Genomic DNA, 14636 nt, shown 5'->3' on the forward strand with positions numbered 1-14636 from the left:
GTGCCCTCACCCTCCGTACAGCGCGCGGATGACGTCCTCGATGGCCGGTTCGTGGATCGACAGGTCGGCGACGTCGTACGCAGCCGCCACCTGCGCGACGAGGGGAGCCGCGGAGGCCGCGGCCGGGAAAGAGAGCCACTGGCGCGGCCCCTCGACCTTGACCACCCGAGCTCCTTCGACGGCGATCGCCGGGGCCTCGTCGACGAGGTCGACGACGAGGGTGCGGGAGGCATCGCCGTTGAGGCGCAGCGAAGAGAGCGGGCCGTCGAAGACGGCGGTGCCGTGGTCGATCACGATGACCCGGTCGCACAGCGCCTCGATGTCCTGCAGGTCGTGGGTGGTGAGCATCAGGGTCGTCCCGCGCTCGTGGTTGAGGGCGCGCAGGAACTCCCGCAACCGCCCCTTGGAGATCACGTCGAGCCCGATCGTCGGCTCGTCGAGATAGAGGATCTCGGGGTCGTGGAGCAGGGCGGCGGCGATGTCGCCGCGCATCCGCTGCCCCAGGCTCAGCTGCCGCACCGGGGTGTCCATCAGGTCGCCGAGATCCAGCAGCGCGACGTGGTCGTCGAGGTTGCGGCGGAAGGTCTGGTCGGGGATCCGGTAGATCCGCCGCAGCAGCTCGAAGGAGTCGCGCAGCGGCAGGTCCCACCACAGCGACGTACGCTGCCCGAAGACGACCCCGATCCGCCGGGCCAGCTCGCGGCGCTGGCGGGCGGGCTCCAGGCCGGCGACGAGCGCCGACCCGCCGGAGGGCACCAGGATGCCGGTGAGCATCTTGATGGTGGTCGACTTCCCGGCGCCGTTGGGGCCGATGTAGCCGACCATCTCGCCGGCGTCGATCTCGAACGACAGGTCGTGGACGGCCTGCTTCACCACCGACGTACGTCGCAGCACACCCGCCCGCTTGCGGATGGTGAACTCGCGGGACAGGTCCCGCACCTCGATCAGTGGCACGAGATCAGCTCCCTGTGGATCGGTAGCGGCGAAGCCCCTGGCGCCACACCAGCGTGGTGAGGCCGACCAGCGCCAGGGCGGCGAGGGGCGAGGCGAAGCGGAACCAGTCCGGTGCGCCGTACGGGTCGGTGAGACCGAGCAGGAACAGGCACGGATACCAGTTCACGAAGGCGAGCGGCAGCAGATAGGTGAGCGACCGGACGACCTCGCGCGGGAAGATCGTCATCGGGTACTGCATGATCGTGTTGCCGCCGTAGGTGAAGGCGTTGGCGAACTCCGAGGCGTCGGTCGTCCAGAACTGGATCGTCGAGAACGTCACGAACACGCAGAAGTAGATGACCACGCCCGAGACGAGCGCCACCACGAGCACCAGCAGCCGTTGCGGGTTCCACTCCACGATCGGCGCCGCCCATGCGAACACCGCGAGGCCCTGGGCGATCTGCCCGAGCCGGCGCAGCTCGAACCGGTCGGCGCACAGCTGCACCAGCACCGGGACCGGCTTGGTCATCATCGCGTCCAGGTCCCCGCTGCGTACCTTCTGGCCGATCTTCTCCACGCTCCCGACCAGCATGTCGGCGACCCGGAACGCGAGCGAGGTGACCCCGTAGAGCAGGGCGATCTCGCGCAGGGTGAAGCCGCCGTAGGTGTCGAGGTGGCTGAACATCAGCCAGATCGCCACGAAGTCGAGGAAGGTGATCAGCACCCCGCCGACGGTCATCGTCCAGAACGACAGCGGATAGGCCATCGACGCCCGGATCCACAGCGCCGCGATGAGCCAGTAGGCGCGCACCGCATCAGCCACCCTGGACCACCACCTTGCGGGTCGCGGCACGCAGCACGAGCGCGCACACGGCCAGCATCACGACCGCCCACAGCACCTGCAGGCCGATGGCGGCGAGCAGGTCGAGCCCGGTGTGGCGGCCCAGCCAGATGTCGGCCGGGGTCTGGATGTAGGAGGCGAACGGGAGCGCCAACGCGACCTGGCGCAACCCGTCGGGGAAGAGGTTGAGCGGCAGCGTGAGTCCGCTGAAGAAGGTGGCCAGCACGCTCAGCAGCACCCGCGGCCCGGTCGCGTCCAGGAGCCAGAACGCGCTGGCCGCGAAGAGGAACCGGACGGCGAAGCTGACCACCACCGCGAGTGCGACGCTGACCAGGAATCCGGCCGCGCCGGCGGGGGAGGGCAGGACCAGTCCGAAGAGCAGCGCGCCGATGATCGTCGGCGCCACGCCCCGGGTCGCGAAGTGGTAGAGCCCGCGGCCGAGGTCGGCGGCGAGGTACCAGCCGAGGACGCTGACGGGACGGTAGAGGTCGACGGCGATGTCGCCGTTGCGGATCCGCTCGGCGAGGTCGTCGGTCGCGCCCCCGCTCCACAGCGCGATGGTCATCAGCAGCGCCTGGCCGATCCAGACGAAGGTGACGGCCTGGTCGGCCTCATAGCCTCCGGCCGACGGGTTCTGCTCCCACAGCGCCAGATAGGCGAAGCTGAGGATGATCCCGAAGACCGAGTTGGTGAAGATCCCGGCGAGCGTGGCCGCGGTGTAGGTGGAGTAGCGGCGGAAGGACCGGGCCGCGATCGCGGCGTACAGACTGAACTGTGGATGCAGCGCCCCGGACACCTGACGTACGTTGGCACAGGAGGGCCTGCGTACGCCAAGGGGTTTCCTGGAATAACGTTGATGCGGCAACTGTTTGCCGAGTAGTTCGGATTTCAACTATCGTGGCAGGACCACGAAAGGGGCAGTGAACAATGGGTATGCAGTTCGGCATCTTCACCGTCGGCGACGTCACCACGGACCCGACGACGGGCAAGACCCCGACGGAGCACGAGCGGATCAAGGCCACCGTCGAGATCGCCAAGCACGCCGAGGAGGTGGGCCTGGACGTCTTCGCGACCGGTGAGCACCACAACCCGCCGTTCATCGCCTCCAACCCGACCGCCACGCTGGCCTACATCGGTGCCCAGACCGAGAACATCATCCTGAGCACCGCGACCACGCTGATCACCACCACCGACCCGGTGCTGATCGCTGAGGACTACGCCAAGATCCAGCACCTCACCGACGGCCGCGTCGACCTGATGATGGGCCGCGGCAACACCGGCCCGGTCTACCCCTGGTTCGGCAAGGACATCCGCCAGGGCATCAACCTGGCGATCGAGAACTACGCCCTGCTCCGCCGCCTGTGGAGCGAGGACGTCGTCGACTGGTCCGGCCGGTTCCGTACGCCGCTGCAGGGCTACACCTCGACGCCGCGGCCGCTGGACGGTGTCGCGCCGTTCGTCTGGCACGGCTCGATCCGCTCGCCTGAGATCGCCGAGCAAGCTGCGTACTATGGCGACGGCTTCTTCCACAACCACATCTTCTGGCCGGCCTCGCACACCAAGCAGATGGTGCAGCTCTACCGGCAGCGTTTCGAGCACTACGGCCACGGCACCGCCGACCAGGCGATCGTCGGGCTGGGCGGGCAGTTCTTCATGCGGCCCAACTCCCAGGACGCGATCAACGAGTTCCGGCCCTACTTCGACAACGCCCCGGTCTATGGCCACGGCCCCTCGCTGGAGGACTTCAGCGAGGCCACGCCGCTGACCGTCGGCTCGCCGCAGCAGGTCATCGAGCGGACCCTCTCGTTCCGGGAGTACGTCGGTGACTACCAGCGCCAGCTCTTCCTGCTCGACCACGCGGGGCTGCCGCTGAAGACGGTGCTGGAGCAGCTCGACCTCTACGGCGAGATCCTCCCGACCCTGCGCGCGGAGTTCGAGAAGCTGCGCAAGCCCGGTGTCCCGGACGCCCCGACCCACGCCTCCCTGGTGGAGAAGGCCGGCGGCGCCAAGGACTCGACCGTCTACGCCGAGGGCGACTCCGCCACCGGCTCGTCCGACCGCGACCTGCACGACCCGGAGGTCGCCAAGGTGCTCGAGGGGGAGCTGTGACCCGGATCGTCGTCGTCTCGGCGGGGCTCTCGGTCCCGTCCTCGACCAAGCTGCTCGCCGACATGCTCGGCGAGGCGACGACCCGGGCCGTCCAGGCCCGGGGCGCCGAGGTCGAGGTCGAGCACATCGAGCTGCGCGGCCTGGCGCACGAGCTGACCGACAACCTGCTCACCGGCTTCGCCAAGCCGGCGCTGCAGACGGCCATCGACCACGTGCGCCGTGCCGACGGCGTGATCGCGGTGACGCCGGTGTTCTCCGCGTCCTACTCGGGCCTGTTCAAGACGTTCTTCGACGTCCTCGAGCAGGGTGTCCTCGACGCCAAGCCGGTCCTGATCGCCGCGACGGCCGGCACCGCCCGGCACTCGCTGGTGCTCGAGCACGCGCTGCGCCCGCTCTTCGCCTACCTGCACGCGGTGATCGTCCCCACCGGGGTCTTCGCCGCCACCGACGACTTCGCCGGTGGCCCGGAGCTCCCCAAGCGGGTCGACCGGGCGGCCGCGGAGCTGGCCGCGCTGCTGGCGGTGGGCGGCGGCGCGACCGCCGCCCCGGCACCGCACCGGACGCTGGTGGAGGACGAGTTCGCCAACCCGACCTCCTTCGAGACGCTGCTCAAGCGAGCCTCCGAAGGGCCGCCGGAGTTCTGATCCCGGGCCGTCCGCCTCGGCTGGCGACGCGAACACGGACGCGAGATACCGGGGGTTTGCGGTGGAGTGCGACAGAATGCGTATCGACCGCTACCCCCAACACCGAGCGGAGCCGTCGTGCCCAGCTATGAGCCGAGCGTCGTCGTTGCCGACGAGTCGCCGCTCCTTCGTGCTGGACTCACGACCCTGCTCGCGCGTGGTGGCTACCAGGTGGTGGCCGACGCCGGCGACGCCGAGGCACTCGTCCAGGTCGCGACCGACACCCTGCCGACGCTGGTCGTCACCGACGCCCGGCTGAGCGGGAGAACGGCCGACGATGGCATCGGCGCCGCGGTCCGGCTGCACGAGAAGGTGCCGGAGATGGGCATCCTCGTGCTCGCGGACTCGCTCGACACGGCCTACGCCGCCCCGGTCTTCGCCAGCTCCGGCACCGGCGGCCTCGGCTACCTGCGCAAGTCACGCGTACGCACCATCCCGCACTTCCTCGACGTCATCGGCCGGGTGTCGTCGGGTGAGGTCGTGGTCGACCCCGAGGTCATCTCTCGGATGGTCGAGGCATCGCCGGACGCCGACGGCGAGGCGATGGCACGGCTGTCGATGCGGCAGAGCGAGGTGCTGGGCCTGATCCAGGCCGGGTTCCCGGACCGCGCGATCATCAGCAAGCTCTTCAGCGGCAGGCGGCAGTTCGAGCGGTGTCTGAGCGAGATCTTCCTCGCGCTCGGTCTCTCCGGCGAGGTCGAGCACCGGCGTACGCCGACGCTGCTGACCCACCTCGCCTCGGGCTGACGGTGGGAGCCCTGGGGCTCCCACCGCCGGAGCTCAGTGCTGGTAGGTGCCCACCAGGACGGCGCGGGCCAGGGCCTTGAAGGCCAGGTTGAAGGAGACGACCGCCGGGGTGACCTCGTCGTTCACGCCCAGGGTCTCCTCGCCGACGGCGTGGACGACGAAGTAGTAGCGGTGGACCTGGTCGCCGGCCGGGGGAGCGGCGCCGCCGAAGTCCTTGGTGCCGAAGTCGGACGCGACGTGGAACGCCTTGCCCGGGAGCTCGGCGTCGCCGGCTCCGGCGCCGGCGGGCAGCTCGGTGACGTCGGCGGGGACGTCGACCAGGGCCCAGTGCCAGAAGCCGCTGGGGGTGGGCGCGTCGGGATCGAAGCAGGTGATGACGTACGACTTCGTCCCCTCCGGCGCGCCGCTCCAGCTGAGCTGCGGGGAGGTGTTGCCGCCGTCATAGACCTGGTCCTGCTTCAGCGGCTGGCCGTCGGTCACGTCCTGGCTGGTCAGCGTGAAGGAGGGAAGGGCGGGCATGAGCGAGTAGGGGTCCGGTTTCACCGGGCGGTCGAGTGCCATGGCCACCAACGTAGCTCACGAAGCCAGTCCGCGAATCGACCCGTTGTCAGGACACGGCCGGGTGTTGGGCGAGGATGTACCCATGAGTTCTGAGCATGCCGTTCCCTATCCCGCCGGCCTCATCCTGGAGGGGCGGAGGGTGGTCGTCGTGGGTGGTGGCCGGGTGGCGCAGCGGCGCGTGCCGGCGCTGATCGCCGCGGGTGCGCTGGTCGAGATCGTCTCGCCCTCGCTGACGCCCGCCCTGGAGGGCCTGCTCGGCTCGGGCGAGATCACCTGGCGCTCGGAGCGTTTCACCGCCGACGTGCTCGACGGAGCCTGGTACGTCATCGCCGCGACCCAGAACGCCGACGTCAACGAGGAGGTCTCGGCCGCCGCCGAGGAGCGGCGGATCTTCTGCGTACGCTCCGACGACGGCACGCGGGCCACCGCCTGGACCCCGGCGACGGGGCAGGACGGCGACCTGACCGTCGCCGTGCTCGCCAACCGCGACCCGCGGCGCTCCGCGGGTGTGCGCGACCGGATCCTCGACGGCCTGCGCTCCGGTGACCTCATCGCTCCGCACGAGCGCCAGCGGGTGCCCGGTGTGACCCTGATCGGTGGCGGTCCGGGTGACCCGGGGCTGATCTCGGTCGCCGGCCGCAAGGCCCTGATGGAGGCCGACATCGTCGTCGCCGACCGGCTGGCGCCGCGCGAGCTGCTCTCCGAGCTGCCGGCCGACGTCGAGCTGGTCGACGTCGCCAAGCTTCCTCGCGGCCGCTCGGCCCAGCAGGAGGAGATCAATCGGATCATCGTCGAGGCGGCCAAGGAGGGGAAGGCGGTCGCACGCTTCAAGGGCGGCGACAACTTCATCTTCGGCCGTGGCTTCGAGGAGGTGCTCGCCTGCCGTGAGGCCGGCGTGCCGGTCCACGTCATCCCCGGCCTGACCTCCCCGGTGACCGTCCCCGGCGTCGCCGGCATCCCGGTGACCCACCGCGGCGTCGCCCACGAGTTCACCGTCATCTCCGGCCACGTCCCGCCGGCCGACCCCACCTCGCTGACCAACTGGCCCGCCGTCGCCCAGCTCGGCGGCACCCTGGTCCTCCTCATGGCCGTCCAGAACGCCCCGGCGATCGCGACCGCCCTGATGGACGGTGGACGTGCCGCCTCGACCCCCGTCGCGGTCATCTGCGACGGCACGATGCCCACACAGCGTACGGTCCTGGCGACCCTCGAGACCCTCGAGAAGACCTTGGCCGACGAGAACGTCCAGCCCCCGGCGATCATCGTCGTCGGCGAGGTCGTCCGCGTCGCCCACCCCGACTCCTTCTCGACGCCGGCGTAGTTCCCCACTCGAGTGGAGCTTCCCCACCCTCCGGAGCGTGGGGAAGCTGAGCACGGGTGGGGAAACGTACGGATGTGTGGGGTCGTCTCGTCCGGACCTACGCTGGACCCCTCATGGCAACCCTGATCGAGATCTCCGACCCCGACGATCCTCGTCTCGCCGACTACCGCGACCTGCGTGACGTCGAGCTGCGCAAGTCGCTGGAGTCCTCGGAGGGGCTGTTTCTGGCGGAAGGCGAGAAGGTCGTACGCCGCGCCGTGACCGGCGGCTTCGAGCCACGCTCGTTCCTGATGGCGCCGAAGTGGCTCGACGGGCTTTCCGACGTGCTCGACTCGACCGATGCGCCGTGCTACGTGATAAGCGAGAAGGCGGCCGAGGAGGTGACCGGGTTCCATGTGCACCGTGGTGCGCTGGCGTCCTTGAAGCGGCGGTCGCTGCCGTCGGTTGAGTCGGTGCTCGAGGGTGCCCGCTCGGTCCTGGTGCTGGAGGACATCGTCGACCACACCAACGTGGGTGCGATCTTCCGGTCGGGGGCGGCGCTCGGGTTCGATGCGGTGCTGCTGGCGCCGCGCTGCGCCGACCCGCTCTACCGACGCTCGATCAAGGTCGCGATGGGTGCGGTCTTCGCGCTCCCGTGGACCCGTCTCCCGGACTGGTACGAAGCACTCCCGTCCCTCTCCGCCGCCGGCTTCACCACCGTCGCCCTGACCCTGGCCGACGACGCCGTCGACATCGAGAAGGCCGTCGAGGGTGTCGACAAGGTCGCCCTCGTCCTCGGCTCCGAAGGCCACGGCCTCTCCCCGCGCTGGCAGCAGGCCGCCGACCGCCGCGCCATCATCCCGATGTCCGCCGGCATCGACTCCCTCAACGTGGCCGCCGCCTCCGCCGTCGCCTGCTACGTCACCGCCCGCCGCTAGCTGTGATGCCCAGGCACGTTGGTCGAGATCCTGCGACGACACGGTCTGACTGGTAGATGGACGAAGGCCTCCCCGGTGTGGAGTGGAGCTGTCTAGGAACCAGTTCCGCCACCAGGAGAGGCCTTCGTGTCCCACGCTACCCATGCCAACGCTGCCCTGACCCCTCGCGCCCGGCTCAGGCTCGCGCGTCTCATCGTTGAACACGGCTGGCCACCGGCCCGCGCGGCGGAGCGTTATGACGTCTCGTGGCGTACGGCGAAGAAGTGGGCTGAGCGCTACCGCAACGAAGGACCGGCCGGCATGCTCGATCGGTCCTCGGCTCCGCACCGTCAACCGAACCGGACCCCGGCCCCGGTCGTGCGCAAGATCGTGCACCTGCGCTGGAAGCAGCGCCTTGGGCCGGTCGAAATCGCCCAGCGGCTCAACATGGCATCCTCGACCGTGCACGCGGTCTTGGTGCGTGCTCGGATCAACCGGCTCACTCACATCGACCGAGCCACAGGCGAGCCGATCCGTCGCTACGAACATGACCACCCCGGCGACCTGATCCACGTCGACGTCAAGAAGCTCGGCAAGATCCCCGACGGCGGTGGCTGGCGCTACCTCGGCAAGCAGCGCGGGGACAAGAACCGCTCCGCGACCGCCAAACGCACCGGTGGGCCCAAGAACAAGCACTATCAGCCACTGATCGGGACCTGCTACCTACACACCGTCATCGACGACCACTCCCGCCTCGCCTACGTCGAGGCCCGCGACGACGAGACCAGCCAAACCGCGACCGAGGTCCTCAAGAACGCGGTTGCCTGGTTCGCTGAGCGTGGTGTCCTCGTCAAGCGTGTGCTCAGCGACAACGGCAGCTGCTACAAGTCACACCTGTGGCGCGAGACCTGCGCAGATCTAGGCATCACACCCAAGAAGACCCGGCCCTATCGACCACAGACGAACGGGAAGATCGAACGTTTCCACCGCACCCTGGCAGAGGGCTGGGCATTCAAGAAGTTCTACACCTCCGAATCAGCCCGACTCGCCGCCCTGCCAGGATGGGTCCACGAGTACAACCACCACCGGCCCCATTCAGCGATCGGGAAGGCAGCCCCCATCACCAGGTTGAACAACCTGGCTGGACATCACACCTAGCGGTTGCGGATCATCCAGCGCTCGGGCGCGGGCAGCGGCTCCCAGCCGTACTTCGAGTAGAGCTCGTGGGCGTCCTCGGTGGCGAGCAGGGTGCGGCGGATCCGGTAGGGCTCGAGGTCGGCGACGACCCCCTCGATCAGCCGCTTGCCGATGCCCTGGCCGCGTACGCCCGGGTCGACGATCACGTCGCACAGCCAGGCGAAGTCGGCGAAGTCGCTGACCACGCGGGCGAAGGCGACCTGGTTGCCGGCCGCGTCGTAGACGCCGTAGCAGCGCGACCCCTTGTTGGCCGCGTCCTGCACCTCGCGGGTCCGCTCGCTCGCCCAGTAGGACTGCGAGAGCATCCGGTGCACCCAGTCGGGGTCGATCCGGCTCTGGTCGGCGGAGAAGGAGTACGCCGCGGGCTCCTGGACCGCGGGCGGCTCCGCCGTCAGCAGGCCGAGCAGATCGTCCGGCTCGTCAGGCTGCGGTCGCGCGACCTGAGGAGCGATCGCGGGCGCCTCCACGGCACCGGCGAACCCCGGGCCGGGGTCCGGCGTGCGGCCTTCCTGATAGGCCAGCGCGGCGCCGTTCGCGAGCCGGTCGGCGGCCTCGTTGAGCGGGTGCCCGGAGTGGCCCTTGATCCACTCGAAACGTACGTTGCGGCCCTGCATCGCCGCGTCGAGCTCCTTCATGATCTCGACGTTGAGGACGGGCTTGCCGTCGGCCTTCTTCCAGCCCTTGCGCTTCCAGCCCGCCATCCACTTGGTGACCGAGTTGATGACGTACTTGGAGTCGCAGTAGATGAGCAGGGGCTCGCCGGTGTGGGCCGTCTGCTGCAGCAGGTCGAGGACGGCGGTCAGCTCGCCCTGGTTGTTGGTGCCGTGGGGCCATCCGCCGCACGCCCAGGTGGACTCGTCCACGTACCAACCCCACCCCGCGGGACCCGGGTTTCCGAGCGCCGAACCATCAGCAGCAGCCACAATCGTCACGCGCCCATCCTGCCAGTCGCGTGCCGGCTCCTCCCGACAGGTCAGGGGTTGACGCGCGGGCCGGACGCGGTGGATCCGCGAACGACCAGCTCGGGGTGGAAGACGAACTCCGAGTGCGGTGCGCCGGTGCCGGCGATCTCGTCGAGGATGGCGCGCACCGCGGCCTGGCCCATCGCCGGGACGGGCTTGCGCACCGTGGTCAGCGGCGGATCGGTGAAGGCGATGAGCTGGGAGTCGTCGTAGCCCACGATGGAGATGTCCTCGGGGACCTGCAGGCCGCGCGAGCGGGCGGCACGGATGGCGCCCAGCGCCATCATGTCGCTGGCGCAGACGATCGCGGTGAAGCCCTCGTCGAGGAGCGCGGAGGCCGCGGCCTGGCCGCCCTCGAGGGTGAACAGCGAGTCGCGGATGTGGCTCTTCTCGACCTCCTCGGCGCTGAGGCCGAAGCGGTCGACCATGGTCGCCACGAAACCCTCGATCTTCCGCTGGACCGGGACGAACCGGCGGGGGCCGACGGCCAGGCCGATCTTGGTGTGACCCAGCGTCGCGAGGTGCGTGACCGCCAGCTGCATCGCCTCGCGGTCGTCGGGCGAGATGAACGGCGCCTTGATGTCGGGGCTGAACCCGTCGAGCAGCACGAAGGGAACGCCCTGGGCGCGGAGCTTCTCGTAGCGGGTCATGTCCGCGGTGGTGTCCGCGTGCAGACCGGAGACGAAGATGATCCCGGTGACGCCGCGGTCGACCAGCATCTCGGTGAGCTCGTCCTCGGTCGAGCCGCCGGGGGTCTGGGTCGCCAGCACCGGGGTGTAGCCCTGCCGGGTCAGCCCCTGCGCGATGACCTGCGCGAGCGCCGGGAAGATCGGGTTGTCGAGCTCGGGAGTGATCAGCCCGACCAGGCCCTCGCTGCGCTGGCGCAGCTTCACCGGGCGCTCGTAGCCGTGGACGTCGATCGCCGCCAGCACCGCCTCGCGCGTCGCCGCCGCGACACCCGGCTTACCGTTGAGGACGCGACTGACCGTCGCCTCACTGACGCCCGCATGGGCCGCGATGTCAGCAAGACGGGCGGAGGCTGGTGTTATGGGCACGGTCACATCATGCCCCCTCACCACATGGCCTGCAAGAAGTTTCAGCAAGTTTGCAACTTTTGCTGAAAGGCTCTTACATTCTCCTCGACGCGGGGTTACCTTCGTCACACCACCGGGCGGATTCCTCGCCCGGCCCCATATCGAAGGAGAACTCATGCGACGTGGCATCGTGGCCACCGCAGTGGCGGCATCGCTCGTCCTCGCGGCAACGGCATGTGGCGGTAGCAGCGGCGACAGCAGCGACGGCCCGGTCACCATCACCTGGTGGGACACCTCGAACGCGACCAACGAGGCCCCGACCTACAAGGCCCTCGTCAAGGACTTCGAGAAGGCCAACCCGGACATCAAGGTCAAGTACGTCAACGTGCCGTTCGACCAGGCGCAGAACAAGTTCGACACCGCGGCCGGCGCCAGCGGCGCCCCCGACATCCTCCGTGCCGAGGTCGGCTGGACCCCCGCGTTCGCGCAGAAGGGCTTCCTCGCTCCCCTCGACGACACCGAGGCGCTCGAGGAGAAGGACGCCTTCCAGCCCAACCTGATCAAGCAGGCCGAGTTCGACGGCAAGACCTACGGCGTGCCGTTCGTCACCGACACCCTCGCGCTGGTCTACAACAAGGCGCTCTTCGAGAAGGCCGGCATCACCGAGGCGCCCGCCACCTGGGACGACCTCAAGAAGGACGCCGCGACGATCAAGGCCAAGACCGGAGTCGACGGCTACTGGGGCTCGACCTCGGCCTACTACGCCACCCCGTTCCTCTACGGCGAGGGCACCAACATGGTCGACGCCGAGGCCAAGAAGATCACCATCACCTCCCCGGAGGCCAAGAAGGGCCTGACCACCTGGCAGGGTCTCTTCAACGGCGCGGGCCTGCACAAGGCGGACACCACCGCCGACGCGTACGCCCACATCCAGGACGCCTTCGTCAACGGCAAGGTCGCCGCGATCATCCAGGGTCCCTGGGAGATCACGAACTTCTACAAGGGCTCGGCGTTCCAGGACAAGAACAACCTCGGCATCGCGACCGTCCCGGCCGGCTCGACCGGCGAGGCCGGCGCCCCGACCGGTGGTCACAACCTGTCGATCTACGCCGGCTCGGACGAGGCGCACCAGGAGGCCTCGGCGAAGTTCGTGAAGTTCATGACCTCGGCCGACACCCAGGCCCAGATCGCGCTGAAGAACTCCACGCTCCCGACCCGCGACGACGCCTACACCGACGAGGTCAAGGCCGACCCGGGCATCGCCGGGTTCCAGACCGTGCTCCCGGCCGCCCAGCCGCGACCGGAGCTGCCGGAGTACTCCTCGCTGTGGGGTCCGATGGACCAGGAGCTCCCGAAGATCGCCTCCGGCGCCGAGACCCTCGACAAGGGCCTGGCCACGCTGGACACGGCCTTCGCCGACCTGCTGCCCGACTTCTCCAAGTGACCCAGTTCCGACTGAGCCAGGAAGATCAAGTCATCTCATGACTCTGACAGCACCAGCGCCCGCCGCCGAGACCCCGCGGTCTCGGCGGCGGGCGCCCCGCCCCGTCCAGCGCGTGCGGGACTCCTACCGCCGCTACTGGTACGCCTACGCGATGGTCGCGCCCGTCGTGATCGTCCTCGGCGTCCTGGTCGGCTACCCGCTCGCGCGCGGCTTCTACCTGACCCTGACCGACGCCAACAGCCTCAACTCGGCACGCACCATCGGCGTCAACACGATCGACGCGACGTACAAGTTCATCGGTCTGGACAACTACGCCGAGATCCTGTGGGGCCCGGCGGCCTACGACCGCTTCTGGTCCCATTTCGTCTGGACCATCGTCTGGACCGTCACCTGTGTCGTGCTGCACTACGTGATCGGCCTCGGGCTGGCGATGCTCCTCAACCAGCGGCTGCGCGGGCGCGTGGCGTACCGGCTGTTGCTGATCCTGCCCTGGGCGGTGCCGACCTTCGTCACCGTCTTCGCCTGGCGGATCATGCTGGCCGATGCCGGCGTCATCAACTCGATGATCGGCGCGATCGGCCTGGCCGAGCCGAGCTGGCTCGAGGACCCGACCTGGCAGCGTACGGCCGCGATCCTGGTCAACACCTGGTGCGGCGTGCCGTTCATGATGCTCTCCCTGCTCGGCGGGCTGCAGTCGATCGACGAGAACCTCTACGAGGCGGCCGAGATCGACGGCGCCAGCGCCTGGCAGCGGTTCCGGCACGTCACCCTGCCGGGGCTGTCCTCGGTGAGCTCGACCGTCGTGCTGCTCGGGGTGATCTGGACCTTCAACCAGTTCGCGATCATCTTCCTGCTCTTCGGCAACACCGCGCCGGACGCGCAGATCCTGGTCACCTGGGCCTACCGACTCGGCTTCGGGCAGCAGCCTCGCGACTTCGCCATGTCCGCGGCGTACGGCGTCCTGCTGCTCGCGATCCTGATCGTCTTCACGTCCTTCTACTACCGGTGGTTGAAACGCAATGACCAGCTCGCCTAGCACCCACGCGCCCCGCAAGCAGCGCCGACGCGGCGACCTCGGCCCGGTCGGGCAGGTGGGCACGCACGTCACGCTCGCGGTGGCGTCGCTGATCGCGCTGTTCCCGATCGTCTGGCTCGTCTACCTGTCCCTGGGACCCGACAAGGACGACTACCTCCACCCCGGCGGGATCTTCGCGAAGGCGACGCTGGACAACTACTCGTTCGTGCTGACCAACACCGCCTTCTTCAACTGGCTGTGGTCGACGCTGGTGGTCGCCGGAGGCACGACCCTGTTCGGCGTGATGTCGGCGGCGACGACCGGCTACGCGGTCTCCCGGATGCGGTTCCCGGGTCACCGGCCGCTGATGTGGGTCCTGCTGCTGACGCAGGCGTTCCCGATCGCGGTGCTGATCGTGCCGATGTACGAGATCTTCTCGCAGCTGCGTCTGGTCGACTCGCACCTCGGTCTGATCCTGGTCAACTGCACCACGATCGTCCCCTACTGCTCCTGGCTGCTGAAGGGCTACTTCGACACCATCCCGGTCGAGCTCGACGAGGCCGGGATGATCGACGGGCTCACCCCGTTCGGTACGTTCTGGCGGCTCATCCTGCCGCTCGCCCGTCCGGGCCTGGCGGTGGCCGCGTTCTACGCCTTCATCACCGCCTTCGCCGAGGTCGCGTTCGCCTCGACGTTCCTGCTCGACGACTCCAAGTACACCTTCGCGGTCGGCCTGCAGAGCTTCATCAGCGAGCACGACGCGCAGTGGAACCTGATGGCCGCCACCGCCGTCCTCATCGCCATCCCGGTCACCGTCTTCTTCTATCTCGTCCAACGACACGTCGTCACCGGTCTGACCGCCGGCAGCGTCAAGGGCTGAAAGGCCAAGGAAA

General features: G+C 69.0%; 15 protein-coding genes. 9 read left to right on the plus strand and 6 right to left on the minus strand.

Translation table 11 applies throughout. The features are described 5' to 3' along the window. Positions 1 to 6: 6 nt before the first annotated feature. The 3 genes from HD557_RS10215 to HD557_RS10225 are packed head-to-tail and all read right to left on the minus strand — an operon-like array spanning position 7 to position 2570. Positions 7 to 954: an ABC transporter ATP-binding protein gene (locus HD557_RS10215; RefSeq protein WP_196873809.1), complete on the minus strand. Its 948-nt coding sequence runs from the start codon at positions 952 to 954 to the stop codon at positions 7 to 9. 4 nt (positions 955 to 958) lie between these two features. Next, entirely contained in the window at positions 959 to 1756 is a 798-nt protein-coding gene (locus HD557_RS10220; protein WP_307785583.1) for an ABC transporter permease, read from the minus strand. After that, a complete protein-coding gene (locus HD557_RS10225) occupies positions 1749 to 2570 on the minus strand; it encodes an ABC transporter permease (RefSeq protein ID WP_307785584.1) in 822 nt (273 codons plus the stop codon). The genes HD557_RS10220 and HD557_RS10225 overlap by 8 nt, the downstream gene beginning before the upstream one ends. Before the next feature lie 137 nt (positions 2571 to 2707). Here HD557_RS10225 and HD557_RS10230 point away from each other — a divergent pair, with 137 nt between their 5' ends. The 3 genes from HD557_RS10230 to HD557_RS10240 all read left to right on the plus strand — a co-directional run bounded on the left by HD557_RS10230 (position 2708) and on the right by HD557_RS10240 (position 5313). Continuing rightward, complete coding sequence (locus HD557_RS10230) at positions 2708 to 3883, plus strand: LLM class flavin-dependent oxidoreductase (RefSeq protein WP_196876355.1); 1176 nt, start codon at positions 2708 to 2710, stop codon at positions 3881 to 3883. Beyond that, the gene (locus HD557_RS10235; RefSeq protein ID WP_196873811.1) at positions 3880 to 4527 is read left to right on the plus strand and encodes an FMN reductase; all 648 of its coding nucleotides are present in this window, start codon (positions 3880 to 3882) and stop codon (positions 4525 to 4527) included. The genes HD557_RS10230 and HD557_RS10235 overlap by 4 nt, the downstream gene beginning before the upstream one ends. Positions 4528 to 4644: 117 nt before the next feature. Further along, positions 4645 to 5313: a response regulator gene (locus HD557_RS10240; RefSeq protein WP_196873812.1), complete on the plus strand. Its 669-nt coding sequence runs from the start codon at positions 4645 to 4647 to the stop codon at positions 5311 to 5313. A gap of 33 nt (positions 5314 to 5346) precedes the next feature. On the opposite strand, the gene HD557_RS10245 is transcribed toward HD557_RS10240, so the two are convergent. Beyond that, entirely contained in the window at positions 5347 to 5874 is a 528-nt protein-coding gene (locus HD557_RS10245; protein ID WP_196873813.1) for a YbhB/YbcL family Raf kinase inhibitor-like protein, read from the minus strand. 82 nt (positions 5875 to 5956) lie between these two features. On the opposite strand from HD557_RS10245, the gene cobA reads away from it, so the two are divergent. The 3 genes from cobA to HD557_RS10260 all read left to right on the plus strand — a co-directional run bounded on the left by cobA (position 5957) and on the right by HD557_RS10260 (position 9249). After that, entirely contained in the window at positions 5957 to 7195 is a 1239-nt protein-coding gene (gene cobA / locus HD557_RS10250; protein ID WP_196873814.1) for a uroporphyrinogen-III C-methyltransferase, read from the plus strand. Positions 7196 to 7308: 113 nt separating this feature from the next. Further along, positions 7309 to 8112 carry a TrmH family RNA methyltransferase gene (locus HD557_RS10255; protein ID WP_196873815.1) on the plus strand — a complete coding sequence of 268 codons (804 nt, stop codon included), beginning with the start codon at positions 7309 to 7311 and terminating at the stop codon, positions 8110 to 8112. A 126-nt stretch (positions 8113 to 8238) separates the two neighbouring features. Beyond that, positions 8239 to 9249, plus strand: coding sequence for an IS481 family transposase (locus tag HD557_RS10260; protein ID WP_196873816.1), 1011 nt, complete (start codon positions 8239 to 8241; stop codon positions 9247 to 9249). Here the strand turns inward: HD557_RS10260 and HD557_RS28160 are convergent. Together HD557_RS28160 and HD557_RS10275 are read right to left on the minus strand one after the other, a co-directional pair. After that, a complete protein-coding gene (locus HD557_RS28160) occupies positions 9246 to 10220 on the minus strand; it encodes a GNAT family N-acetyltransferase (protein WP_008356999.1) in 975 nt (324 codons plus the stop codon). The two genes, HD557_RS10260 and HD557_RS28160, sit on opposite strands and share 4 nt — an antisense overlap. A 41-nt stretch (positions 10221 to 10261) precedes the next feature. Next, positions 10262 to 11305 (minus strand): LacI family DNA-binding transcriptional regulator, encoded by a 1044-nt coding sequence (locus tag HD557_RS10275; RefSeq protein WP_307785585.1) that lies wholly within the window; start codon positions 11303 to 11305, stop codon positions 10262 to 10264. Positions 11306 to 11459: 154 nt separating this feature from the next. Here HD557_RS10275 and HD557_RS10280 point away from each other — a divergent pair, with 154 nt between their 5' ends. The 3 genes from HD557_RS10280 to HD557_RS10290 are packed head-to-tail and all read left to right on the plus strand — an operon-like array spanning position 11460 to position 14623. Next, a complete protein-coding gene (locus tag HD557_RS10280; RefSeq protein ID WP_008357001.1) occupies positions 11460 to 12728 on the plus strand; it encodes an extracellular solute-binding protein in 1269 nt (422 codons plus the stop codon). 37 nt (positions 12729 to 12765) lie between these two features. Continuing rightward, a complete protein-coding gene (locus HD557_RS10285) occupies positions 12766 to 13764 on the plus strand; it encodes a carbohydrate ABC transporter permease (RefSeq protein WP_008357002.1) in 999 nt (332 codons plus the stop codon). After that, on the plus strand, positions 13748 to 14623 hold the full coding sequence (locus HD557_RS10290; RefSeq protein ID WP_196873818.1) for a sugar ABC transporter permease: 876 nt from the start codon (positions 13748 to 13750) through the stop codon (positions 14621 to 14623). Before HD557_RS10285 ends, HD557_RS10290 begins: the two co-directional genes overlap by 17 nt. Positions 14624 to 14636 lie beyond the last annotated feature (13 nt).

Origin of the sequence: Nocardioides luteus, from assembly GCF_015752315.1 — a bacterium.
GTDB lineage: Bacteria > Actinomycetota > Actinomycetes > Propionibacteriales > Nocardioidaceae > Nocardioides.

Excerpts from the sequence above, each read along its gene's own strand:
- HD557_RS10255 (WP_196873815.1), top strand. The coding sequence starts at position 7,309 with ATGGCAACCCTGATCGAGATCTCCGACCCCGACGATCCTCGTCTCGCC.
- HD557_RS10245 (WP_196873813.1), bottom strand. The coding sequence starts at position 5,874 with ATGGCACTCGACCGCCCGGTGAAACCGGACCCCTACTCGCTCATGCCC.
- HD557_RS10290 (WP_196873818.1), top strand. The coding sequence starts at position 13,748 with ATGACCAGCTCGCCTAGCACCCACGCGCCCCGCAAGCAGCGCCGACGC.
- cobA (WP_196873814.1), top strand. The coding sequence starts at position 5,957 with ATGAGTTCTGAGCATGCCGTTCCCTATCCCGCCGGCCTCATCCTGGAG.
- HD557_RS10285 (WP_008357002.1), top strand. The coding sequence starts at position 12,766 with ATGACTCTGACAGCACCAGCGCCCGCCGCCGAGACCCCGCGGTCTCGG.
- HD557_RS10230 (WP_196876355.1), top strand. The coding sequence starts at position 2,708 with ATGCAGTTCGGCATCTTCACCGTCGGCGACGTCACCACGGACCCGACG.
- HD557_RS10280 (WP_008357001.1), top strand. The coding sequence starts at position 11,460 with ATGCGACGTGGCATCGTGGCCACCGCAGTGGCGGCATCGCTCGTCCTC.